Origin of the sequence: Limnohabitans sp. Hippo4 (assembly GCF_003063605.1) — a bacterium.
Taxonomy (GTDB): Bacteria; Pseudomonadota; Gammaproteobacteria; order Burkholderiales; family Burkholderiaceae_C; genus Limnohabitans_A.
This window is the reverse complement of sequence record NZ_NESE01000001.1, coordinates 985864-1008827: the sequence shown is the minus strand read 5'-3', so window position 1 is coordinate 1008827 and position 22964 is coordinate 985864. Positions and strand designations below refer to the sequence as shown.

At 54.1% G+C, this 22964-nt stretch carries 18 protein-coding genes; 7 read left to right on the top strand and 11 right to left on the bottom strand.

From position 1 onward, the window contains the following. Positions 1 to 14: 14 nt before the first annotated feature. The 7 genes from B9Z46_RS04700 to bchF are packed head-to-tail and all read right to left on the bottom strand — an operon-like array spanning position 15 to position 10228. On the bottom strand, positions 15 to 1433 hold the full coding sequence (locus B9Z46_RS04700; RefSeq protein ID WP_108254712.1) for a BCD family MFS transporter: 1419 nt from the start codon (positions 1431 to 1433) through the stop codon (positions 15 to 17). Beyond that, the gene (gene bchM, locus B9Z46_RS04695) at positions 1430 to 2137 is read right to left on the bottom strand and encodes a magnesium protoporphyrin IX methyltransferase (RefSeq protein ID WP_055360024.1); all 708 of its coding nucleotides are present in this window, start codon (positions 2135 to 2137) and stop codon (positions 1430 to 1432) included. Before bchM ends, B9Z46_RS04700 begins: the two co-directional genes overlap by 4 nt. A gap of 25 nt (positions 2138 to 2162) precedes the next feature. Continuing rightward, the gene (gene bchL, locus B9Z46_RS04690) at positions 2163 to 3074 is read right to left on the bottom strand and encodes a ferredoxin:protochlorophyllide reductase (ATP-dependent) iron-sulfur ATP-binding protein (protein WP_055360025.1); all 912 of its coding nucleotides are present in this window, start codon (positions 3072 to 3074) and stop codon (positions 2163 to 2165) included. Further along, a complete protein-coding gene (locus B9Z46_RS04685) occupies positions 3071 to 6895 on the bottom strand; it encodes a magnesium chelatase subunit H (protein WP_108254711.1) in 3825 nt (1274 codons plus the stop codon). The genes bchL and B9Z46_RS04685 overlap by 4 nt, the downstream gene beginning before the upstream one ends. Further along, positions 6870 to 8402: a ferredoxin:protochlorophyllide reductase (ATP-dependent) subunit B gene (gene bchB, locus B9Z46_RS04680; protein ID WP_108254710.1), complete on the bottom strand. Its 1533-nt coding sequence runs from the start codon at positions 8400 to 8402 to the stop codon at positions 6870 to 6872. The genes B9Z46_RS04685 and bchB overlap by 26 nt, the downstream gene beginning before the upstream one ends. 9 nt (positions 8403 to 8411) lie before the next feature. Beyond that, positions 8412 to 9710, bottom strand: a complete 1299-nt coding sequence (locus B9Z46_RS04675) for a ferredoxin:protochlorophyllide reductase (ATP-dependent) subunit N (protein WP_108254709.1) — start codon at positions 9708 to 9710, stop codon at positions 8412 to 8414. Further along, positions 9707 to 10228: a 2-vinyl bacteriochlorophyllide hydratase gene (bchF, locus tag B9Z46_RS04670; RefSeq protein WP_108254708.1), complete on the bottom strand. Its 522-nt coding sequence runs from the start codon at positions 10226 to 10228 to the stop codon at positions 9707 to 9709. The genes B9Z46_RS04675 and bchF overlap by 4 nt, the downstream gene beginning before the upstream one ends. A gap of 162 nt (positions 10229 to 10390) precedes the next feature. Here bchF and B9Z46_RS04665 point away from each other — a divergent pair, with 162 nt between their 5' ends. The 7 genes from B9Z46_RS04665 (at position 10391) to B9Z46_RS04635 (ending at position 17828) form a co-directional block, all read left to right on the top strand. Then, on the top strand, positions 10391 to 11206 hold the full coding sequence (locus B9Z46_RS04665; RefSeq protein ID WP_146179223.1) for a B12-binding domain-containing protein: 816 nt from the start codon (positions 10391 to 10393) through the stop codon (positions 11204 to 11206). 117 nt (positions 11207 to 11323) lie between these two features. After that, complete coding sequence (gene ppsR, locus B9Z46_RS04660) at positions 11324 to 12718, top strand: transcriptional regulator PpsR (protein WP_108254706.1); 1395 nt, start codon at positions 11324 to 11326, stop codon at positions 12716 to 12718. Between the two features lie 102 nt (positions 12719 to 12820). Beyond that, a complete protein-coding gene (gene chlG, locus B9Z46_RS04655; protein ID WP_108254705.1) occupies positions 12821 to 13744 on the top strand; it encodes a chlorophyll synthase ChlG in 924 nt (307 codons plus the stop codon). Next, positions 13741 to 15087, top strand: a complete 1347-nt coding sequence (locus tag B9Z46_RS04650) for a BCD family MFS transporter (protein ID WP_108254704.1) — start codon at positions 13741 to 13743, stop codon at positions 15085 to 15087. The genes chlG and B9Z46_RS04650 overlap by 4 nt, the downstream gene beginning before the upstream one ends. Beyond that, positions 15084 to 16292, top strand: a complete 1209-nt coding sequence (locus B9Z46_RS04645) for a geranylgeranyl diphosphate reductase (protein WP_108254703.1) — start codon at positions 15084 to 15086, stop codon at positions 16290 to 16292. Before B9Z46_RS04650 ends, B9Z46_RS04645 begins: the two co-directional genes overlap by 4 nt. A gap of 10 nt (positions 16293 to 16302) precedes the next feature. Then, positions 16303 to 16788, top strand: coding sequence for a TspO/MBR family protein (locus tag B9Z46_RS04640; RefSeq protein WP_108254702.1), 486 nt, complete (start codon positions 16303 to 16305; stop codon positions 16786 to 16788). A gap of 209 nt (positions 16789 to 16997) precedes the next feature. Then, on the top strand, positions 16998 to 17828 hold the full coding sequence (locus B9Z46_RS04635) for a B12-binding domain-containing protein (RefSeq protein WP_055361861.1): 831 nt from the start codon (positions 16998 to 17000) through the stop codon (positions 17826 to 17828). Here the strand turns inward: B9Z46_RS04635 and bchO are convergent. The 4 genes from bchO to hemE all read right to left on the bottom strand — a co-directional run bounded on the left by bchO (position 17821) and on the right by hemE (position 22833). Next, complete coding sequence (gene bchO / locus B9Z46_RS04630) at positions 17821 to 18708, bottom strand: alpha/beta fold hydrolase BchO (protein WP_108254700.1); 888 nt, start codon at positions 18706 to 18708, stop codon at positions 17821 to 17823. The two genes, B9Z46_RS04635 and bchO, sit on opposite strands and share 8 nt — an antisense overlap. Positions 18709 to 18718: 10 nt before the next feature. Beyond that, positions 18719 to 20575: a magnesium chelatase subunit D gene (locus tag B9Z46_RS04625; RefSeq protein ID WP_233245908.1), complete on the bottom strand. Its 1857-nt coding sequence runs from the start codon at positions 20573 to 20575 to the stop codon at positions 18719 to 18721. Positions 20576 to 20578: 3 nt separating this feature from the next. Further along, on the bottom strand, positions 20579 to 21619 hold the full coding sequence (gene bchI, locus B9Z46_RS04620; protein ID WP_108254699.1) for a magnesium chelatase ATPase subunit I: 1041 nt from the start codon (positions 21617 to 21619) through the stop codon (positions 20579 to 20581). A 104-nt stretch (positions 21620 to 21723) separates the two neighbouring features. Continuing rightward, entirely contained in the window at positions 21724 to 22833 is a 1110-nt protein-coding gene (hemE, locus tag B9Z46_RS04615; RefSeq protein ID WP_108254698.1) for a uroporphyrinogen decarboxylase, read from the bottom strand. Positions 22834 to 22964: the final 131 nt, after the last annotated feature.

Here is a 22964-nt window from a genome sequence, read left to right as displayed (position 1 = left end):
TAAATCAATGCCCATCAATTTGGCAATTCAGCCAAACCAAATTTCAAAATTGGTGTCCTTGCTTCGCGGCGGCTGCTTTTCAGCAGTGGCCCCAAGGCAATCAACACCACAAACAACAAATAAATTTCCAAGTGGTACACAAAGCTGTAGCCGGTGATGGGTGAGTTGAGTGCTTCACCCAGACGGCCCGACAAAGCCATTTCTGAAACCACATCTCGCAGGGCTCCGCCCATGGCCATCGCAGCGCCTGTGGCCGTGGCTTGCACAGCACCCCAAGTACCTAAAATCAAACCACTCATGCGTGCGTTTTGAAACGACATGGCCGTGACCAGCATGCCCACGGAAAACAAGCCAGAGCCAAAGCCAATCAAGACCACACCAGTGCGGAACATGGCCACAGACTCGGTGGGGGCTGCAAAGATGACCAAGGCAAAGGCGGGCAGGCCAATCAAGATGCCAAAGCTGGCCAGTCGACATGCGTGCCAGCCGGATGCCAACCATTTGGCTGACAAACCAAAAGCCATCAAAGAACCGATGGCGCCCATGGCGGTGAGAGAGCTGGTGTTGCCGACGTCCAAGCCTAAAATTTCGGCACCGTAGGGCTCCAGAACAATGTCTTGCATGCTGAAGGCCAAAGAGCCCAAACCCACTGTCCACAAGAAGCGGCGCATCTGGGGCATGGCAATCAGTTCTTTCCAGCTGGCGCTGAAACCACCGGGCGCGCGCGCGCCACGTTTGGCCTGACGGGATTCTTGTTTCCACATCGAAATCAGGTTAACCACAATGACCAAGACAGCAGAGCTTTGAATGACTTGAATCATTCTGAGGGGCGTGAAATCGGCCAAGAACAAGCCGAACAACACGCTGCTCACAATCATGCCCAGCAGCAACATGCAATACAGCAACGCCACCACACGGGGACGCTTGTCTTCTTGCGCCACGTCATTGGCCAGTGCCATGCCGGCCGTTTGCGTCACTTGAAGGCCGGTGCCAATCAAGATAAATGACAGTCCAGCGCCCAGTTGTCCTAGCAACAAAGTTTCTGGCACAGCTTCGGCCAACAAAAGCAATGCAAAAGGCATCACAGACAATCCACCAAACAACAGCAAGCTGCCTGTCCACAAATAAGGAATGCGTCGGAGTCCTAAAGCAGAGGGATGCGTATCACTGCGGTAGCCAATGAGGGTTCGCAAAGGGGCAAACACCATGGGGATGGCCACTGCCAAGGCCACCCACCAAGCAGGCACATGCAATTCCACAATCATCACGCGGTTCAAGGTGCCCACCAACAAAGCGGTGATCATGCCAATGACCAACTGAAACATGGACAAGCGCAACAACCTGCCCAAAGGCAGATCGGGCGAGGCGGCATCTGCAAACGGCATGAAGCGCGTTGCATAAGCCGACAACCATGCTGGCATTTTCAGTGTCATGCGCGTGACCACTCCCAAGCTTGAGAGGTGTAGAAACCACTGGCCACGCGTTGCATGCGACCGCCTTGCCATTGCGTGAGCTCTGGATGGGTGTCCAACTTGTTCAGCAAAGCGGAATGCGCCACAGGTGACAAAGAGGGCGAACGATCTGAGCTTGGGAAAAGTCGGCCCATGCTGTGCATCAAGGCCAACAAAGGTGTGCGGGGTGCAAAGGTGAACACCATGCTGCCACGTGTGCGTTGACCCAGCGCTGCCAATGCATCAGCGATCTGGTCGCAGTTGTAATGAATCAGCGAATCCATGCACACCACATGGTCAAAGTGTCCCAAGTCGGGGCTCAGCATGTCGCCGGATAAAAACTCAATGCTGCCTGGCAATTGAGGGTGATCGCTGGCCACGCGTTCGCCAGCCAGTTTCACCAGCGTCGGCGATAAATCAATGGCCACCACTTCTGCACCGCGTAGTGCAGCTTCTACGGCCAAAGCGCCAGTGCCACAACCTGCATCCAAAATGCGCTTGCCTGTTAAGTCTTCAGGCAACCACGACAACAGGGTGTTGCGCATGGTGTCGCGACCGGCACGAACGGTGGCGCGAATGCGTCCCACGGGTTCGTTGGAGGTGAGGCGAGCCCAGGCGTCGGCAGCTGTGCGATCGAAATAATGTTCGATCTGACTGCGACGTTGTTCGTAAGCGCGAGTGTTCATGTTCTTCAGATTCCAGTGAGTCGCTTCAATCAAAACCGAGCAAGTCAAAAATATCGCGGTCTTTCATGGGCACCGCAGGCAAAGGGTCGCTGCCCAGCCACAAGGCGGCAGCCAAGCGCATGTATTCGTCTTGTACAGCCTTCACTGCGGGTGTTGGCTCCAGTTCAAACAGCGTGCTCTTCATCAGACGGCTCTTGCGAATCTCGTCCAACATGGGGAAGTGCGCCATGGTCTTCAAACCCACCACGGCGTTGTACTTGTCAATTTGGTCAGTGGCATCACTGCGGTTGGCAATCACGCCGCCCAAACGCACGTTGTAGTTTTTGGCTTTGGCACCAATGGCTTGAACAATGCGGTTCATGGCAAAAATGGAGTCAAAGTCGTTGGCCGTGACAATCAAGGCGCGGTCTGCGTGTTGCAAGGGGGCTGCAAAGCCGCCGCACACCACGTCGCCCAACACATCAAAAATCACCACATCGGTGTCTTCGAGCAAGTGATGCTCTTTGAGTAGCTTGACGGTTTGACCCACGACATAACCGCCGCAGCCTGTGCCGGCAGGCGGGCCGCCCGCTTCGACACACATCACGTTGTTGTAGCCCTTGAAGACAAAGTCATCGAGGCGCAGTTCTTCTGCGTGAAAGTCGACGGTTTCCAAAGCATCGATGACTGTGGGCATCAATTTTTTGGTCAACGTGAAGGTGGAGTCGTGTTTGGGATCGCAGCCAATTTGCAAAACACGTTTGCCCAATTTGCTGAAAGCCACCGACAAGTTGGACGATGTGGTGCTCTTGCCAATACCGCCTTTGCCGTAAACGGCAAACACTTTGGCCGTGCCAATTTTGAGGTTGGGGTCCATTTGAAACTGAACGCTGCCCTCACCGTCGAGTCGTGAACTCTTTTTGATGTTCTGTACTGGGATGCTGGTCGTTTCGATCATGCGGGTTGTCCCTCTTTAATGCCTTCAAGGCGGTCTTCAAGTTCCTCGCCGGCGCGCAGCAAGGCATTCATGGTCTCAGCATCGGGTTTCCAATACTCGCGACGAGAAGCTTCGATCAAGCGATTTGCAAGCTTGGCCGATGATGTGGGGTTCAATTGCGCCATGCGCTCACGCATGGCAGGGTCGAGCACAAAGGTTTGCGCCAGTTGTTGGTAGACCCAAGGTTGCACTTGGCCGGTGGTAGCCGACCAGCCCATGGTGTTGGTCAGGTGCACTTCAATTTGGCGCACGCCTTCGTAGCCGTGTTGCAACATGCCTTCGTGCCACTTGGGGTTGAGCATGCGCGTGCGTGTTTCTAAGGCCACTTGTTCAGTCAGGCTACGCACCACGCCATCGCCTTGCGTTTGATCGACGATGTAAACAGGCGGTGCCGTCGCAGCGTCGCCATCACGGTCGTGCTTGGCTTGCAACACAGCGCGGCTGATGCCGCCTAAAGTGTCGAAGTAGGTGTCGATGCTGGTCACGCCCAACTCCACAGAGTCGAGATTTTGGTAAGTCAAGGACACATCGGCCAACACACTCTTGAGCAGTTGGTTGTTGCGAACCGGCTTGCCTTCGCGGCCATACGCAAAGCCTTTGCGTGATGTGAAGGCATCGCCCAACTCATCTTCTTGTTGCCAAGAGGAGCTGTCGACCAGCATGTTCACATTGGAACCGTAGGCGCCTTCGGTGTTGCCGAAAACACGAAGCGATGCAGCTTCAATGTCACCGCCATGTTCTGCCATGTAGGCCAAGGCATGTTTGCGGATGAAGTTCATCTCGCTGGGTTCGTCGGCACTGGCCGCCAGGAAACTGGCTTCGGCCAAGAGTTTGATTTGCATGGGCAGCAAGTCGCGGAAGATGCCGGACAAGGTGATTACCACGTCAATGCGGGGGCGGTTCAATGTTTCTAAAGGAATCAATTGCGCACCGGCCAAGCGGCCGTAGGTGTCAAATCGGGGCAGCACACCCATCAACGCCAAAGCCTGCGACATGGGGCCGCCTTCGGTTTTGAGGTTGTCGGTCCCCCACAGCACCATGGCAATGGACTCTGGCAAACCCGAGCCGTCTTGGGCGTAGCGTTGCAAAAGTTTTTCAGCTTGCTTTTGACCATCACGCACCGCAAAGGCTGTGGGCAATTTGAAGGGGTCCAAGCCGTGCAAGTTGCGACCCGTAGGCAACACATCGGGGTTGCGTAGCAAATCGCCACCGGGTGCGGGCAAAGCGTAGCGACCATCCAAGGCGCGCAGCAGGCCGTTCAATTCGCTCTCTTGGTTCAACAACACATTGGAGTGAACCAATTGGTGCAAGGCATCTTGTTGCGCTGCTGTGAGGTGCTTGGCACTGCGCTTGAGTTGATCTTCTGTGACGCCATCCACCAAACGCTCGAGTAACTCTGGCTCTTCAATTTCCATTGCCTTGGCCATGGCTTTCAAAGTGGCCAAGCGCTGTGAGCGTGTGGGCAATTGGCCAATGACATGCAAGCCTTCGGGAATGAGCGAGTACTCAAGCTCTAACAATTGGTCCACCAGAGAATTGATCCAAGGCTCAGACAATGAAGACTCAGCAGGAACAGAAGCAGGAACGCGCAGTTCTAGTACGACAGCCTGTTGATGAATCATGGCGGCCAAGTCGTTGCGCTCTTCGCTCAATTCGTCGTCCAGCGCGCGCCATCTGTCGAGGGTTTGTTTAAGCTCAGACAAGCCTTTGTACAAACCAGACTCTGCAAAAGTAGGCGGCAAATAGCTCACCAAAGTGGCGCTGCCACGGCGTTTGGCAATGGCGCCTTCAGAGGGATTGTTGGAGGCGTAGAAGTACAGATTGGGCAGGTCGTCAATGAGGCGATCGGGCCAGCAATTGCCAGACAAACCAGACTGCTTGCCAGGCATGAATTCCAGAGCGCCATGGGTGCCAAAGTGCAGTACGGCATCGGCTTTAAAGTCTTGGCGCAGGTAGCGGTAGAAAGCGCTGAAAGCGTGCGTTGGTGCAAAGCCGGCTTCAAACAGCAAGCGCATGGGGTCACCTTCGTAGCCAAAGCCTGGCTGAATGCAAACCAAAGCTTGACCCAACTGAACACCCTGCACAAACAAGCCTTGGCCGTTGGTCAACAGCTTGCCGGGTGCGGGACCCCACTGGGCTTCAATCTGCTTCAACCAACGTTCATTGCGCACGTGCTCAGAGGAAGGAATGATGTGATGCACATTGGCATCGGCACCGTACATTTCGCGGTTGCCATTCAGTACCATGTCGCGCAGCACATCGGCATTTGCCGGTACTTCAATGTTGTAGCCTTCGTTGCTCAGTGTTTTGAGCGTGTTGAACAAAGACTCAAACACCGACAGGTAAGCGGCTGTGCCTACATTGCCGCTGTTGGGGGGGAAGTTGAAAATGACCAAAGCCAACTTGCGCTCGCTTCTTTGTTTCAAGCGGCTTTGCACCAGCTTTTCGACGCGCCTTGACAGCATGTCGGTGCGCTCAGCGCAGGTGAACATGTCTTGCGATTGGTGCTCAGTGGTGAAGTGGCAGTTGCGCTCGCAGCCTGTGCAGCTGGTGCCTGCAGGGCCGGGTCTGCCGCCATAGACCATGGGAATGGTGGAGCCATCGAGCTCAGGAATGGCCACCATGATGGTGCTCTCAACCGGCAACAAACCGCGCTGTGAACTGCCCCATTGGTCTAGAGATTGAAACTCGACAGGGTGAGCCGCAATGTAGGGCACATCGAGTTGCGCCAAAATTTGTTCAGCTGCTTTGGCATCGTTGTAAGCGGGACCGCCCACCAAAGAGAAGCCTGTCAATGACACCAGGGCATCAATCTTGGATTTGCCATTTTGCAAAAAGAAATTCTCAATGGCAGGGCGAGAATCCAGGCCACTGGCAAAGGCTGGAATAACACGCAAGCCGCGCGACTCAATGGCGGCAATGACCGCATCGTAGTGCAGGGCGTTGCCAGCCAACAAGTAGGAGCGCAAGAGCAACAAACCGACCGTGGGCTTGCCATCCAGTTCTTTGGGCAATTGCTGAAGGCTTTCAGAAATTTTGCCCTTCATTTTGGGGTGGTACAGGCCCACCTCAGGGTACTCGATGGGTTCTTCAGCTTGCGATCCCAGTTTGAAGTTTTGACGTTCGGGCGCTGCATAGCGGTTGACCAAACTCAACACCATGTTGGTGATGTTTTGTTCAGAGCCAGCCAGCCAATAGCGCATGGTCAAGAAGAACATGCGCAAGTCTTGCGCTGTACCCGGAATGAAACGCAGCAACTTGGGCAAACGGCGCAACATGGCCATTTGCTTGGCGCCTTCAGACTTGCCTGAAGACTTTTCTTCGGTGTTTTCTTTGGCCTTGGGACGCAACTTTTTGAGCAGACTCATCAAGCCAGACGATTGGCCACCCATGGCAAATTTGCCCATGCGCGTGAGTTGCATCACAGGTGGCGCCGACATGATGCAGACCATGGCATCGCAGTGATCGCGCTTGGCGGTCAAGGCGTCAATCACGGGCAGATAGTGATCTTCCATGAACAGCATGGACACAATGACCATGTGCGCGCGATCAATGTCTTGCAAGCATCGCTTCAAGGCATCTTCGCTGGCGCGGTATTCACTGGCCGCGTGCAGTTTGAACTCCAAACCGGGCAGCTTTTGCGCCAACTTGGCTGCAGACCGTTGCGCTGCACTGGACAAGTGTGTGTCTAGCGTCAGCATCACCACCCGCATGCCAGCGCGCGCTGACTTGGTGGTGGATGAAGAACCCTTCATCTCAACGGCTGTAGTGAGCTTTGGCATCGTAAAGTGTGTCCACGGTGATGGTTGCGACGCCTTGGTCGAGGGCATATTTTTCGGTATTGCGACGGGCTTTGCCGCGCACAAAAAATGGAATCTTGCCCAGTTCTTTTTCAGCCTCCACACTCCAAGTGGCTTGGTTGGAAGCCTCTTTTTGTGAAGCGGCTTCCACAATGATTTCTGCAGGACGCGCACTGCCCAAGTGAGAGGGCGATGCACCTTCATGGAATTCAAAGTCTTGCTTGAACATGCCCAGCAAGTGCTCTTCCAGGCCCATCATGAGCGGGTGCACCCAGGTGTCAAACAACACATTGGCGCCTTCTAAGCCCATCTGAGGTGCATACCGAGCAGGAAAGTCTTGTACGTGAACGGGCGCCGAAATAACGGCGCAAGGAATGCCATGGCGCTTGGCAATGTGACGTTCCATTTGCGTGCCCAAAATCAGTTCGGGGTGCAGTTCGGTAATTTGCGCTTCAACTTCTAAGTAGTCGTCGGTGATCAAAGCTTCCACGCCGTATTTCTTGGCGCAGTCGCGCACTTCGCGCGCAAACTCTCGGCTGTAAGTGCCCAATCCCACCACTTCGAAGCCCATCTCTTCCGAGGCAATGCGGGCTGCGCTCACCACGTGGGTGGCATCGCCAAACAAATACACGCGCTTGCCTGTGAGGTAAGTGGAGTCAACCGATTGTGCGTACCAGCGTGCACGGGCTGTCATCTCTTCAATGGCGGGTACGTCCAAGCCTGCAAAGCCGCAAACTTCGCGAATGAAATCTTGTGTGGCATTGGAGCCTAGTGGCACTGTTTTTGTATAAGGCTGATCAAACTGGCGCATCAACCATTGCGCGGTGCTCATGCCAATTTCGGGGTAGAGCACCACGTTGAAATCGGCATCGGCCAACTTGCGAATGTCGGCCACAGTGGCTTCCAAAGGCGCTACCACGTTGATGGCTATGCCCAATTTGTGGAGCAACTGAGTGATTTCTTTCACGTCGTCACGGTGTCTAAAGCCCAAGGCGGAAGGGCCCAAGATGTTGCAGATAGGACGGCTCTTGGCAGTTTTCTGTTCTGGTTTCAACACCAGATGACGGCACAGTTGGTAAAAGGTTTCGCTAGCGCCCCAATTTTCTTTGCGCTGGTACGAAGGCAGCTCCAAAGGAATGACAGGAATATCCAATTTCAAGGCTTGCGCCAAACCGCCTGGATCGTCTTGAATCAACTCAGCGGTACATGAAGAGCCCACCAACATGGCCGCAGGTTTGAAGCGTTCAATGGCCTGACGTGCCGCATCTTTGAAAAGCTCTGCCGTGTCGCCACCCAAATCGCGCGCTTGGAAGGTGGTGTACGTGACAGGCGGGCGGCGGGGCAAGCGCTCAATCATGGTGAACAGCAGGTCGGCGTAGGTGTCGCCTTGTGGGGCGTGCAACACATAGTGCACATCGCGCATGGCGGTGGCAATGCGCATGGCGCCAACGTGGGGCGGTCCTTCGTATGTCCAAAGCGTGAGTTGCATCTGGTGTTCCTATGCCGCCAGCTTTTCGCGACGTCGTAATGGTCGGCTGAACAAGCCAGCCAAATCGGCGGCTTGCTCGTAGCCTTGAATGGGGGTGAAGACCAACTCAATGGCCCACTTGGTGGTCATGCCTTGCGCTTCCAGCGGATTGGCCAAGCCCAGACCACAGACCACCACGTCGGGCTTGTCTTCCACGCAACGATCGAGTTGCAAGTCGACGTCTTGACCTTCGCTGATGCGGGTGCCTGTGGGCAACAATGCCAATTCAGCGGCCATGTGTTGACGGTGCAAATAGGGCGTTCCCACTTCCACCAAGTCCATGTTCATTTCGCGGTTCAGGAAGCGCGCCAATGGAATTTCAAGTTGCGAATCTGGGAAGAAGAAAATGCGTTTGCCATCGAGCATTTGACGGTGCACTGCCAAAGCTTTTTCAGCACGTTGTTTAGGCGCAGCTGTTACTTTTTCGAACAACAGGGGTGATACACCAAACTCTTGTGCTGCAGCTTGCAACCACGCAGTCGTACCTTCAATCCCCAATGGGAAAGTGGCGGGTAAGTGTGTGGCACCTCTGTCCTGCAAAGCTCTGGCTGTATCTGCCAAGAAAGGTTGTGCCAACAAAAACTTCGTGTTGGCGCCCACAGCAGGCATTTTTTGACTGTTGCGCGGTGGGAAGAAATTCACGGTGATGTTCATCTGCTCCAGCAAATTGCGAAGCTGGTCTTCCACCACATCGGCCAAGGTACCCACCACCATCAGTTGCGGTTTGGTTTGCGATGGCACTTGGGGATTCATGCTGGGCAAGCCAGGTACCAGGGCGGCCAAGCATGCGTCTTCACCTTGTGTGAAAGTGGTTTCAATGCCGCTGCCAGAGTAGTTCAGTACTCGCACAGCAGGGTGATGAATTTGATTCAATCTCTGTGCAGCGCGCAACAGATCCAACTTGATTACTTCGGAGGGGCAAGAGCCCACCAAGAAGAGCATGCGAATGTCGGGGCGGCGGTTCAACAACTGATGCACCACGCGATCAAGTTCGTCGTGAACATCGGCCAAGCCTGCCAAATCGCGCTCGTCAATGATGGCGGTGCCGAAACGAGGTTCGGCAAAAATCATCACGCCTGCAGCCGATTGAATCAGGTGTGCGCAGGTGCGAGAACCCACCACCAAAAAGAAAGCGTCTTGAATTTTTCGGTGCAGCCAAATGATGCCTGTGAGGCCGCAGAAAACCTCGCGTTGCCCGCGTTGGACCAAGGGCGTGACATCGGTGCAACCGATACTGGTTTCTGCGCGAATAGGAATGACGGGGCTCATAGACTCACCTGTGGACCTGATGCGGTCGTATGTTCAAGGTCGCGGGAGGGTTCAGTGGGGCGTTGCAGACGCGCCATGCGCAATTTGCGGATGTATTGCGCAGCATTGACGCCGTAGGTGACATAAGCGGCGAGCGCCAACATCAATTGATCGGTGGCAGACCATTGGCCTTCCCACCACACCCATAAATAGGCGGTGTGCAGGGCCAGCACCAGCATGCTGACCACGTCTTCCCAAAAGAAAGCGTGGGCAAACAGGTACTTGCCAAACACCACTTTTTCCCAAATGGAGCCGGTGATCATGATGGCGTAGAGCACCAGTGTTTTGATGACCACTGAGGCCAAGGCCCAATCGGTGTGCTCGCCTGTGCGCAAACTGCTGAGGACCAGGTACAAGCTGACGAGAAATATCAGGAACTGAACAGGCGCCAACAAGCCTTGAACAAGTGTCCACTTCGTTGCATCACGCCGAGCGCGTTGCTCGGGCGTGTACAAAACCTGTGCTTGCTTATCCTGCATGTCGCCTCTTATTGACTGATGAACTGAGCCAACTTTAAGGTTCAATCTGACGAGTGTCAATATAAATTGACAATATATATGTTATGTAGGGTTTACACCGAATTGAAGCTGAATGAACTTCAGGGACACTGACTGCGTTAATTCAGGAAATGGGTGAACGCTGTGAGTCAGCATCAATTTGATCGTTCAGTAGGGCAGGATGCAGAGCGCTGGCGTGCTGGCTCGTCTGTGAACGGCAAAAAATCCAACCTGAATGTGGGTCCCCGCCTGGTGGGGGGCACCACTTTTGGCAGAAACGATGGGATTGACAAGGCCCAAGTGGTGCTTTTGGGCGATGCCAGCCTGCAAAGTTTGGAAGAAACACGCAAAGTCATTGTGGGTTGGCAACGACAAGGTTTGTCTTTGACGCAGATTTACATTGCAGGCATTGCCGAAAGCGCCAAAGTCTTGGGCGAGCACTGGTTGTCCGACCGATTGAGTTTTGCCGAGTGCACCATCGGCTTTTCAAGGTTGCATCAAATGTTGCATGATTTCAGTGCAGAGTTTGTCACAGAAGGCCGCCTAGATCCTAACGGCTATAGCGTGCTACTGATGACCGAGCCCACCACGCAACATGGCTTGGGCGTTTTCATGTTGAGCGAGTTTTTCAGGCGGGCAGGCTGGAACGTCACCTTGGTGAACCCCTTAGACATGAACGATTTCAAACGAAATTTCCAAGCGGATTGGTTCGATGTCATTGGCTTGTCGCTGTCCACAGAGCGCCATCTGCCTGAGATTCAAGCTGCACTGCCTGAATTGCTCAAAGACTGTGTGAATACAGCGCTTCAAGTCTTTGTGGGTGGCCCCGTGGCGAGTTTTGCACCCGAAAAAATTACATGGACAGACACGCATCTGCTGAAAGGCAACGCCTTGCAAGCCGTCGAATCTGTGACCCAAACCCTTTTCAACATGGAGCGTCAAATTAACGTGACACCTTAGTTTGTCTTGTATCAATACTTAAGATTTGCCCTAGGGAACAATGGCATTTTTGAGTGTATGCTTCGGCAACAATAAAAAGTGTCAACTTCACATCACTGAAGTCAATTTGCAGTCTCAATGAACACCAAAAACCTCGATCCAGCCACATTTTCCAAGCTATTGGGCGTGGTTTCGGACGTCAGCTTGATCATTGACAGTGAAGGTGTCATTGAGGATGTTTCTACGGCGCAAGACACCATGGCGACGTTGGGCTGCCAGGCTTGGATGGGCAAGCGCTGGACAGACACCGTGACCGTCGAGAGTAAGAAAAAAATTCAAGACTTGTTGCAAGTCTCAGATGAAAACGCAGTCCTCAATTGGCGTCACGTCAATCATCCCACCCCCTCCGGTGGCGAGGCGGCCATTCAATACGTCACAGTGCCTTTGAAGGGCAACAAATTTTTGGCCGTCGGCCGCAACCTCGAGCGCTTGGCTGAATTGCAGCGCAGGTTGGTTGAAACACAACAGTCTGTCGAACGTGATTACTTGCGTCTACGGCACATTGAAGCGCGTTATCGGGTCTTGTTTGAAACATCGCCTGAGGCCGTGCTGATGATCGATGCAGCTTCTTACCGCTTGATTGAAGCCAATGTCGGTGCCCAAGCCTTGTTCAAAGATGCAGGCAAGCGTTTGGTGGGCCGCGATTTTCGAGAGTGTTTTGAGGCCAGCAGCCAGGGCGAGGTTCAGTCCTTGCTCCGAACCGCATTGGCCACAGGCCGCATTGAGATGTGCTCAGCCACGCTCATGGGTGCGAATGTGCCCCTGACAGTTTCTGCAACGGTCTTCAGGCAAGAGGGTGGCGCGCAATACCTGGTGCGTTTGACACAGCGCGAAGCATCTGCTGGTTCTTCGGTAGATGCAGAGTCTTCTGCAGTTCTCAGCGAAGCCATGGAGCAATTCCCAGACGGTTGGCTGCTCACAGACACTGCTGGTACGGTTAAAAGTGTCAATGAAGAAGGCATGGCCTTGTTGGGTCTCACGGCCTCATCGCAGGTCATTGGTCAATCGATGGAGCGCTGGTTGTTGAGGGGTTCTGTGGACTGGGGGGTGCTGAACACGTCCCTCAAGCAGCACTTGCCTGTGCGCAATTTTGCAACCGAGGTTAGAACCCTGTCGGGCATGACCTTGCCTGTGGAAGTTTCTGCCGTTTACCTCTCACGGCCCGAGCCGATGTATGCCTTCTTTGTCCGTGACATGGACCGCCGCATGCAGGTTGCTGCCGGCACAACAACGGCGGCGCCACATCCTTTTGCCGAGTTGTCACAGTTGGTGGGCCGCAGACCCATCAAAGACATTGTGGGCGAAACGGTCGACACCATCGAGCGCATGTGCATTGAGGCCGCTTTGGAATTGACCCACAACAACAGGGCCTCTGCGGCCGAAATGTTGGGGCTTTCGAGGCAAAGTCTGTATGTCAAACTGCGCCGTTTTGGCATCTTGTCCGACACGGAAGCTGACACCGAGCTCCCTTAAAGCGGCCCGCCACCTCGCCAAAAAATGGCGAGATGTATTTTTTAATTGACATACAGTGTCAATCCTAATTGACAATTCTCAAAGTCTTCTCACAATGGGGGCATGGACAATCCCATCCTTGCGCTCTCGCAACCACCACAGCGACCCAGTTTGCGAACGGTTGCAGAACTTCTCAAGCCCATCACTTGGTTTCCACCTGTGTGGGCTTTTGCGTGCGGCGCTGTAGCCTCGGGCCAAAGTCTTTCTGACAACTGGGCCTTGATTGTGTTGGGCTTGGTTTTAACGGGCCCTTTGGTTTGCGCCAGCAGCCAGGCTGTCAACGATTGGTTCGATCGCCATGTCGATGCCATCAACGAACCTCAAAGACCCATACCTTCAGGCCGAATGCCCGGCAAATGGGGCTTGGGCATTGCCGTGTTGTGGACCGGCTTGTCGTTGCTGTGGGCGACGCTGATGGGCACTTGGGGTTTTGTTGCTTGTGCGTTGGCCATTGCATTGTCGTGGGCCTACAGCGCGCCACCCGTGCGCCTGAAAAACAATGGTTGGTGGGGTGCAGCAGCTTGTGCCCTCAGCTACGAAGGCTTGGCCTGGCTCACTGGCACAGCTGTGATGCTGGGCGGTGCTTGGCCTGCCACGAACTCAATTTGTTTGGCCTTGCTCTACAGCTTAGGCGCGCACGGCATCATGACCTTGAACGATTTCAAAGCCATTGAAGGCGATCGTCAAATGGGCATAGCTTCTTTGCCTGTGAAATATGGCCCCGTTGGTGCCGCACGCATCGCTTGCTTGATGATGTGGACGCCGCAAGTGGTGGTGGTCGCTTTGCTCTATCAATGGCAATTGCCTTGGCATGCACTGGCCGTGCTGGTGCTGAGCTTTCTGCAATGGCCCCTCATGTTCAAATTTTTAAAAAATCCCGTTGAGCGTGCGCTGTATGTCAGTGCATTTGATGTGCCCCTGTTTGTCAGCGGCATGATGGTCAGCGCTTGGGGATTGCGTCAACTCAATGCGGTAGGAGTGCTATGAATTCACCTGTCTTTGGATGGTTTCAAATCATTCGCCTTGGCCTCATTCAAGCTTGCTTAGGTGCTGTGGTGGTGGTGACCACTTCCACACTCAATCGCATCATGGTGGTGGAGTTGGCATTTCCAGCTTTGCTGCCAGGCGCTCTGGTGGCGTGGCACTACGCGGTGCAAATGGTGCGCCCCCGAATGGGCTACGGTGCAGACAAAGGCCGACGCAGCACGCCTTGGATGATGGGCGGCATGATGGTGCTGGGCGTTGGAGGTGTGATGGCTGCTGTGTCCACCATTTGGATGGCCACTGAGCCTGCCATGGGCATTGGCTTGGCCGTGTTGTCCTTCAGCTTGATTGGCTTGGGCGTGAGTGCCTGTGGCACCTCCTTGTTGACCTTGATGGCCAAGCAAGTGCCTGATCAAAAGCGCGCACAAGCAGCAACCACTGTGTGGTTGATGATGATCATGGGCTTTGCCATCACGGCGGGCGTGGTGGGCAAATTGATTGATCCGTACACCCCTGAAGTGTTGTTGAAAGTGTCTGCCAGTTTGAGTCTGTTGACCACTTGCATCACTGCGCTGTGTTTGTGGCGCCTTGAAAGCGCATCTGCTGTTTTGGCGCCAGAAAACAAAGCGTCTGCGGCAGACTTCAAGCAAACCTTCAAAGAAGTTTGGTCAGAGCCTAAGGCCAGAACATTCACCATCTTTGTGTTCTTGTCCATGCTGGCCTACAGCGCTCAAGACTTGATTTTGGAGCCCTTCGCTGGCGCCATTCATGGCATGTCACCCGGCAAAACCACACAACTCTCGGGTTGGCACCACATGGGTGTGCTCATTGGCATGCTGTCGGTGGCTGCGGCCAGTTCGCGGTGGGTGGCCGGTCGATTGGGTTCGGTGCAAGCTTGGATGGTGGGCGGCTGTGTGTTCTCAGCTGTTGCCACGGTCGGTTTGTCATCCTCTGCCTTGATCAACATGACGGAATCTTGGCCCCTTAAAGCCAATGTGATTTTCTTAGGTGTGGCCAATGGCGCATTCTCCATTGCTGCCATCGCCACCATGATGCGCTTGGCAGGTGAGGGCGGCCCTGGCCGCGAAGGAACGCGCATGGGCCTTTGGGGTGCTGCGCAAGCCGCAGCCTTTGGTTTGGGTGGCCTGGTGGGCACCGGTGCCAGCGATTTAGCACACACACTGCTTCAAGATTCTCGTTCAGCCTATGTAGCTGTTTTTGCATTTCAATCCTTGATGTTTTTGGCCTCTGCATTGGTTGCCATGCGCATTCGCGCAGGTGACGTGAAGCCTTCCGAAATGTCTCTCGACAACTCAGTCCTCTTGAAAGGTGGATCCGCATCATGAGCCAAACCGATTACGATTTCGTCGTGGTGGGAGGCGGCCCCTCAGGCGCCACTGCTGCCAATGATTTAGCCCGCGAAGGCTGGCGCGTTTTGTTACTCGACCGTCAAGGTCGACCCAAACCTTGCGGCGGCGCCATTCCACCCAGGTTGATCAAAGACTTTGAAATTCCGGATCATTTGCTGGTGGCCAAAGTCAATTGTGCGCGCATGATTTCACCCGCCGATAACAAGGTCGATATCCACATCGACAATGGTTTTGTGGGCATGGTGGACAGGATCGACTTTGATGAGTTTTTACGAACACGTGCAGCAGAATCGGGTGCTATTCGGCAGCAAGCTATTTTTGACAAAGTACAGCACGACGAGGCTGGCACTTTGTGGGTGCATTACACACCTGTGCATGCCAAAGAGCATTCTGCTGCAGAGCATGCCAAGCCCGTCAAGGTGAGTGCACGCATGGTGATTGGTGCCGACGGCGCCAAATCAGAAGTGGCCCGTCAGCAAATTCCCGATGCCGACAAAACCAAGTATGTGTTTGCTTATCACGAGATCATTCAAGCGCCGGTGCAAAAACCATCCCACGATGGCCAGCGTTGTGACGTGTATTACCAAGGTGAAGTGTCGCCCGATTTTTATGGCTGGGTCTTTCCACACGGCAACACCATGAGTGTGGGCACAGGCAGTGCCGACAAAGGCTTTTCACTTCGAACTGCAACAGGCCACCTGCGCAAAGTCGCAGGTCTCACTGATGAGCCCACGCTGCGCCGTGAAGGTGCGCCCATTCCTTTGAAACCCTTGCCCAAATGGGACAACGGCAAAGATGTGTTGGTGGTGGGGGACGCAGCGGGTGTGGTAGCGCCGTCTTCAGGTGAAGGCATTTACTACGCCATGGATTGCGCCAGAACCATGGCAAGGGCTGCGCATGAAGCCTTGAAAACCGGCAACCCAGCTTGCTTGAAACAAGGCCGTAAAAAATTCATGAAACAGCACGGCAAGGTGTTCTGGATTTTGGCCATCATGCAATACTTCTGGTATCAGAATGACAAGCGTCGTGAAAAGTTCGTCAAAATTTGCGAAGATCGCGATGTGCAAAGACTCACCTTCGAGTCTTACATGAACAAAGAGTTGGCCAGAAAAGACCCCATGGCCCATGTCCGAATATTTTTCAAAGACATGGCCCATTTGCTAGGACTGGCCCGAACCTAAAGGGGCCCCATTGCAAATCAATTTCGCAACTCTCAAAACTTTTGCAATTGCATTTGCACTGAGCTACCTCACCGCCGGCATTGGCGCAGGTCTGACTGAGCTCGGGCCTTGGTATTTCTCGCTCAAACACCCCGAGTGGAAGCCGCCAGACCCTTACTTTGGTGTCATTTGGAGCACCATTTTTACGCTGTGTGCCATCAGTGGGGCACTGGCTTGGCAGTCAGCTCAAGGGCCAAATGACAAAAAAAGAATTATTTTGTTGTTTGCCACAAACGCATTCTTGAATATTTTGTGGAGTGCCATCTACTTCAAATTGCAACGGCCCGACTATGCCGTTTTTGAGGTGGTTTTTTTGTGGCTGTCGATCCTATTTCTGGTCATGGGCCTATGGCGCATCAATAAAAAGGCAGTTCTGTTGCTGATACCCTATTGGGTATGGGTTAGCATTGCCACTGTCTTGAATGTGGCCACTGTGAAGCTCAATGGACCCTTTTGATATCAAAACTTACGTCCTTTGTCATCAAAAATTAAGGAAAAATCCCTATCCTCTCAGACTGTACATAGGGTTATAGAGGGTTGAAGCCAAGGCGACTTCTCTTTATAAAGTGAGTTCGATTAGCGGATCGGCAAGCTATGTTGCTGGCAGAATTTTTGCCCCGATCACCCACAAAAAGGTTGGCACGCTATCCTTCGCAAGGAAATTGCATGTCTAAGTTCAACGGCTTAGGGAGTTCATCTCAGCGCCCCCAGGATTCGGGTGCTGCGAATGACGAGTGCAAGGATTCCCTTCTGGACGTGATTGAGTCTCAAATCATTCCCAGACTGTTGAATTCTCAGCAACTCATCTCTAGCCAGTCCATCAGCGCCGACTCCCCCGAGTTTGGCGAGCCGGTCCCAGAAATGTTGGACTTCACCGCTTGTTGCCTGAAAGGTGATGTGGCGGGCGTCAATCAAATTGTCGACCGCCTGCTAGACCGCGGTTTGAAGCAAGACCGCATCTTCATGGAACTCATTACGCCTGCTGCCAGGCATTTGGGCGTGCTGTGGGAAAAAGACCTGTGCGATTTCAGCGATGTCACTTGTGGCTTGGCGCAGATGCACCAAGTGACCCACCGATTGGGCTACGGCTACCACGACGGCCCCACTGTTGAAGGCGAAACGCAGCGCGTCATGTTGTCTTGCGCGCCAGGCTCTCAGCATTTCTTAGGCTTGACCATCGTGGCCGATTTTTTCCGGCGGGCAGGCGCTCATGTGGTCATTGAAATTTCATCCACCGAATCCGAGTTGATGCGTGCCATTGCCAATGAATGGTTCGACGTCATTGGCATTTCTGTGGCGATTGAAACCCAGTTGCCTCAGTTGCGCGAATTGATTGCGCACTTCAGAAAAAACTCTGGCAACCCCGATGTCAAAGTGATGTTGGGTGGGCCTATCTTCACACTCAAAGATTTGTCGGCCGACATGTTTGGTGCCGATGCCATTTCCACCGACCCCATTGAAGCGATCAATCTCTTAAAAGGTTTCGCCCTTAAGTAGATTCACAGTGGGTGAGTATCAACTGCGCAGTGCCAGCAGGATCTTCTTCGTGCGCCAAATGCCCTAAGCCGTGTTGTTCAAACACGCGTGCTTGCGGCATCAATTTGCAAGCTTCGTGTGCCATTGAAGGCGGCACGGTTTGATCTTGCATCCCCACCAAGATGCTCACCTTGTTTTGAAGTTGCGGCAAAGATTTGGAGAGGGTGTCCAATTGCCATGCCGCCATCATGTTCAGGACGCTGTGCACATGCCCAGAATGGCTGAACACACTTTGGTAAAGCGCCAATCCTTGTGCATCCAATTGAGAACCTGTTTGCAAAATGGATTTTTCAATCATGGCGGGTTTGCTGGCCAGTTTGGCCGTGGCCCAAGCAGAAACAGGGTTGATTGCGGCCAACTTGGCTGCAGGTCTGAAAATCAAAGAAGGCAGGCCTGGAAGGGGCAACCAAGCGGGGTTAAAGCCGATCAGCTGTGTCTGCGACAGTGCGCGCTGTTGAAGCAGCATGTTGGCTGCAATGGCAGCACCCGCAGAGTGCCCACCGATGATGGAGGGCGTGACATTGAGTTGCAACAACAGTGCACGCAAACCTTCGCTCATGCCTTGCAGCGACAGGCTGCCCTCAGGCCCTCGGCTGGTGAAAGCGTGTCCAGGCAAGTCGGGTGCGATGACTTGGAAATGAGCGCTGAGCAAAGGCATCAAGCCGCGCCAACTGAAGCTGCCAGAACCTGTGCCATGCAACAACAACAAGACTGGGCCTAGTCCCATGATTTGAACATGCCATTGAATACCGCCTGCTTGAATAAACTGGCTGTGCTGCGCATGCGGCCAAGTACTGCGGTAGTTGGCCCACTGCATGGTGGGATACAGGCTGTCAAACATGGTGAATCACTTAAGCCGCCAACTGCCGCAAGTTGTCCATGGCGTTGGCCACGCGCTTGGCTTGCACTTGCGGCATCGGCAGGTAACTGCCGCCCATGGTGTGCGCCAAGTTTTGCACTTGCGGGTCGGGTTGAATGGACGTGTCAATCCACAAAGATCGGTGGCCTGTTTGACGCCACTGCGCGCTCCACTGCAAGGCATCGGCTTGCGCTTGTGCGCGACCGCCCAAGCCTTGCAAAGTGACGTTGGCACGGCCATCGCTGAGCATCACCAAAATAGGCGTCACACCCTGCCGATGCAACTGAGCGGCTTGCTCGTAGGCCATTTTCAAAGCCAAAGCCAAGGGTGTGCCGCCTCCGCCAGGCAAGCCAGTCATGGCCCGTTTGGCACGCACCAAAGAGCGCGTCATGGGCAACAGCAGTTGTGCTTGTGCGCCTCTAAAGGCCACGATGCAAACGCTGTCACGGCGTGCATAAGATTGCTGCAACAACAATTCAACGGCACCCTTGGCTTCGGCCAATCGTTGCAAGGCGGCTGAGCCAGAGGCATCTAAGGCCAAAATCAAGCAACTGGACGAGTGCTGTTGATAGCGGTGGACATGAAAATCTTCAGAGCGAATGGCAACGCGCCCTTGTACCTTGGCGCCTCTGAGTTTTTGTTTGGGTGCTGCTGCACGCAAAGTGGCCAACACATGCAAACGAGAATGGCCACCGGGCCTGCCGGGCCGAGGTGGCAGGGGTCGACCGCGTTGAGAGCCAGTTTTGAATTGACCGCTTCGGCCTGAGGTGTTGCCCTGACTGCGACCCGCTTGCGTCATCAAGGTGTCGAGCATGCCCAGGGGCAAACTGGCCAAGGCCGCGGCCACCATCATTTCTTGCAAGTCTTCCGCTGTGGGTTCTGAAGGTGGCGATTCAGGCTGTGCATCTTCAGAATCTTGCTCAGATTCTGGCGGTGGAGGGGGTGCATCGCTGTGGGGTTCTGGTGGCTGTTCTGCTTTTTCTTCGGATGTCACTTCTCTTGTCTCTTCTGCTTGTTCTGAGGGCCATTGTGTGGCTCTGGGTGCCAACACGCGACGTGCTGCAAATTCCAAATCCTCATCTTCAACTGTGGTTCGCAAATTCAAGGCTGCATGGCAACAGGCCACACGCAGAGCCAAACTGGGGATGCGCAAAGAATCAATGCCCAAGCCTTGTGCTGTAGCGCACATGGCCAATGCTTGATCGTGCGTCCACTGAAGCTTGGGCAGAAGCGCTTGCATCTGTTGCAAATGTGCTTCGCTGAATTGCACATCAATGGCCTGAGAGGTTGAGTCCAGCGCGTCTACAGTCATGGCTTGAATGTCTGAAGGTGCGAGGTCTTTTAAATCCAACCAAATGCCCAATCGCTCTTGCAGGGCTTTGCCAATGGGTGCATCGTCTTCTAGCGATTCATCCAAAGCGATGACGCCAAATTGCGTGTTGATTGGTGCAGCATCTGACTTCACATTCAAAGCGGGAATCGTCTGCGTGTCCATAGCTTGGGCAATTGGCGCGACCAACGCACTTGGAAACCTCTCGGCCATGCTGATGCAAACCGCACCCTGATGGGCTTGCTGTAACAAACCGTTCTGCATGTGAAGCTGGCCCGTTTGCAAGGTGGTCGACAAATCAATGCCGCCTAACAAGCGTTCAAGGTCAATGTTACCGGGTAGCTTGACGGTTTTGACACTGCTTTTTTGCAATGCCTGGAGCCAACGTTCACGCACCGGGCCAAAGGGTGCCTTCAGCCAAATACCGCCAAAACCGTGAGGGTCAATTTGTAAAAGCTGCAAGGACGTGATGGCATCGTTCCATGCCGCCATGCCTTGCAAGGAGTTTGGCGATGCCAACTTTTACGCACCCAAAATTTCTTGCAAACACCTTTGCACGCGTTCGCCAGAATCTGTGTCGTCCAAAGGGTTGCGACGAAGGCGATGGCGCAAGGCCAGGGGTGCAATGGTTTGAAGGTGTTCTGGCTTGACAGACTTGCTGCCTTGCATGGCTGCCAAGGCACGCGTTGCGCGCATTAGGGTCAGTTCTGCGCGAAGCCCATCCGTGCCCAGTTGCTGACACAAGCGTGCGCAAAGGGTGAGCATCTCGTCGCTGATCACCACCGAGTCCAACAGCTTTCTGGCTTTGACGATGCGTTTTTGGAGCTTGTCGCTTTCGTCTTGCCACTGTGCTTTGTAGCCCACGGGGTCTTTGTCAAATGCATCGCGGCGCTTGATGACTTCAACTCGAAGTGCGATGTCTTGTGGCGTGCGAACTTGAACCGACAAACCAAAACGGTCGAGCAATTGCGGACGCAATTCGCCTTCCTCAGGATTGCCACTGCCAACCAACACGAAGCGCGCCGGGTGGCGAATGCTGAGGCCTTCACGCTCTACCAAGTTTTCGCCGGAGGCGGCAACGTCAATCAGCAGGTCGACCAAATGATCGTCCAACAAATTCACTTCGTCGATGTACAAAAAACCGCGGTGCGCTTGGGCCAATAAGCCAGGCGAAAACTCTTTGATGCCTTGTGACAAAGCTTTCTCTAAATCGAGTGCGCCCACAATGCGATCCTCTGTCGCGCCCAAAGGCAAGTCCACCACGCTGACAGCACGGCTTTCGGTTTGGAGTTTGGTTGCTTTGGCACCTGGTGTGCCTTGCGAGGCTTGGCAAACAGGGCAGGCCTGCGCTGGCTTTTGGGGATCGCATTTGTAGGGGCAGCCCTTCACCACCTGAATGGGCGGTAGCAAATCGGCCAAAGCCCGCACGGCGGTGGATTTGCCAGTTCCTCGGTCGCCCAGCACCAGCACGCCACCCACAGTGGGGTCAATGGCCACCACCTGAATGGCGAGGGTCATCTCGTCTTGACCGACGATGGCTGCGAAAGGAAACGTGGATGCCATGGAAAATCCCACTGAACTGATTCAGCCCATCATCTGAAACCAGCCTCAAACTGTCAAGTTAAATTTACAGTTTGAAGCTTCAACTAGGGGTTACTACTGTCGGTTTAGAGCGACGAACGCAATTTCTTGGAGTGTCGATGGACGGTTTCAACCAAAGCTGTCACATGCTCGGGAGGCGTGTGTTGATGGATGCCATGCCCCAAATTGAAAATATGGGTGGGGCCAGTTTGGGTAGTGTCGGTGTGCGGTTTACCAAAGCTGTCCAAAACCCGAACCACTTCTTTTTCGATGCTTTGCGGCGGTGCAAACAGCACATTGGGGTCGATGTTGCCTTGCAGTGCTTTGCCTGGGCCGCCCACTTGGCCGCCCACCATGGCGCGGGCTTTGCCCAAGTTCATGGTCCAGTCGAGGCCCAAGACTTCGCAGTCGAGTTGGCTCATCTCGTCCAGCCACAAACCGCCGCCTTTGGTGAACACGATGCGAGGGATTTGTTGGCCTTCATGCTGTTTTTTGAGCTTGGAGAGCACCAATTCGGTGTATTTCAGACTGAATTGCTGGAAAGCACCATCGGCCATCACGCCGCCCCAACTGTCAAAAATCATCACGGCTTGAGCGCCTGCGTCAATTTGGGCATTCAAGTATTCCGCCACTGAAAGTGCGTTGATTTCCAGAATGCGGTGCATCAAGTCGGGTCGGCTGTACATCAGGCTTTTGACCAAGCGGTAGTCGTCAGACCCTGCGCCTTCGACCATGTAGCAGGCCAAAGTCCAAGGGCTTCCCGAGAAGCCGATGAGGGGAACTCGTCCGTTCAAGGCCTTTCGAATGGAGGTGACCGCGTCAAACACGTAGCGCAGTTTGTTCATGTCCGGCACGTGCAAGGCGGCCACAGCGGCCTCATCGCGCACCACTTTCTCGAATTTGGGGCCTTCGCCAAGTGCGAAGCTCAAGCCCAAGCCCATGGCGTCTGGCACGGTCAGGATGTCAGAAAACAAAATAGCTGCATCTAGAGGATACCGGTCCAAGGGCTGGAGCGTGACTTCTGTGGCGAAGTCGGTGTTGGTGGCCAAGCCCATGAAACTGCCCGCTTTTTCGCGGGTTTTTCGGTATTCAGGGAGGTAACGGCCTGCCTGACGCATCAGCCAAACTGGGGTGTGGTCAGTGGCTTGGCGCAGACAGGCGCGCAGGAATTGGTCGTTTTGGAGTGTTGGGTACATGGTCGTTTGGGGTCTGGTCAAAAACCAATCCTTGTCTAAGTGTCAATTCAAAATATATGCAAAGTGTCAATTTAACTTGACGATTTGTCAAATCTGGGTAAATTACAGGTCTGTCAATCACCTCGTCAGGC

Bases quoted from the DNA above. Each gene is read 5' to 3' on its own strand.
- B9Z46_RS04650 (WP_108254704.1), top strand. From the start codon at position 13,741: ATGAATTCACCTGTCTTTGGATGGTTTCAAATCATTCGCCTTGGCCTC.
- B9Z46_RS04685 (WP_108254711.1), bottom strand. From the start codon at position 6,895: ATGCCAAAGCTCACTACAGCCGTTGAGATGAAGGGTTCTTCATCCACC.
- chlG (WP_108254705.1), top strand. From the start codon at position 12,821: ATGGACAATCCCATCCTTGCGCTCTCGCAACCACCACAGCGACCCAGT.
- ppsR (WP_108254706.1), top strand. From the start codon at position 11,324: ATGAACACCAAAAACCTCGATCCAGCCACATTTTCCAAGCTATTGGGC.
- bchI (WP_108254699.1), bottom strand. From the start codon at position 21,619: ATGGCATCCACGTTTCCTTTCGCAGCCATCGTCGGTCAAGACGAGATG.
- bchL (WP_055360025.1), bottom strand. From the start codon at position 3,074: ATGATCGAAACGACCAGCATCCCAGTACAGAACATCAAAAAGAGTTCA.
- B9Z46_RS04700 (WP_108254712.1), bottom strand. From the start codon at position 1,433: ATGACACTGAAAATGCCAGCATGGTTGTCGGCTTATGCAACGCGCTTC.
- bchF (WP_108254708.1), bottom strand. From the start codon at position 10,228: ATGCAGGATAAGCAAGCACAGGTTTTGTACACGCCCGAGCAACGCGCT.
- bchM (WP_055360024.1), bottom strand. From the start codon at position 2,137: ATGAACACTCGCGCTTACGAACAACGTCGCAGTCAGATCGAACATTAT.
- B9Z46_RS04645 (WP_108254703.1), top strand. From the start codon at position 15,084: ATGAGCCAAACCGATTACGATTTCGTCGTGGTGGGAGGCGGCCCCTCA.
- bchB (WP_108254710.1), bottom strand. From the start codon at position 8,402: ATGCAACTCACGCTTTGGACATACGAAGGACCGCCCCACGTTGGCGCC.
- B9Z46_RS04635 (WP_055361861.1), top strand. From the start codon at position 16,998: ATGTCTAAGTTCAACGGCTTAGGGAGTTCATCTCAGCGCCCCCAGGAT.
- bchO (WP_108254700.1), bottom strand. From the start codon at position 18,708: ATGTTTGACAGCCTGTATCCCACCATGCAGTGGGCCAACTACCGCAGT.
- hemE (WP_108254698.1), bottom strand. From the start codon at position 22,833: ATGTACCCAACACTCCAAAACGACCAATTCCTGCGCGCCTGTCTGCGC.
- B9Z46_RS04675 (WP_108254709.1), bottom strand. From the start codon at position 9,710: ATGAGCCCCGTCATTCCTATTCGCGCAGAAACCAGTATCGGTTGCACC.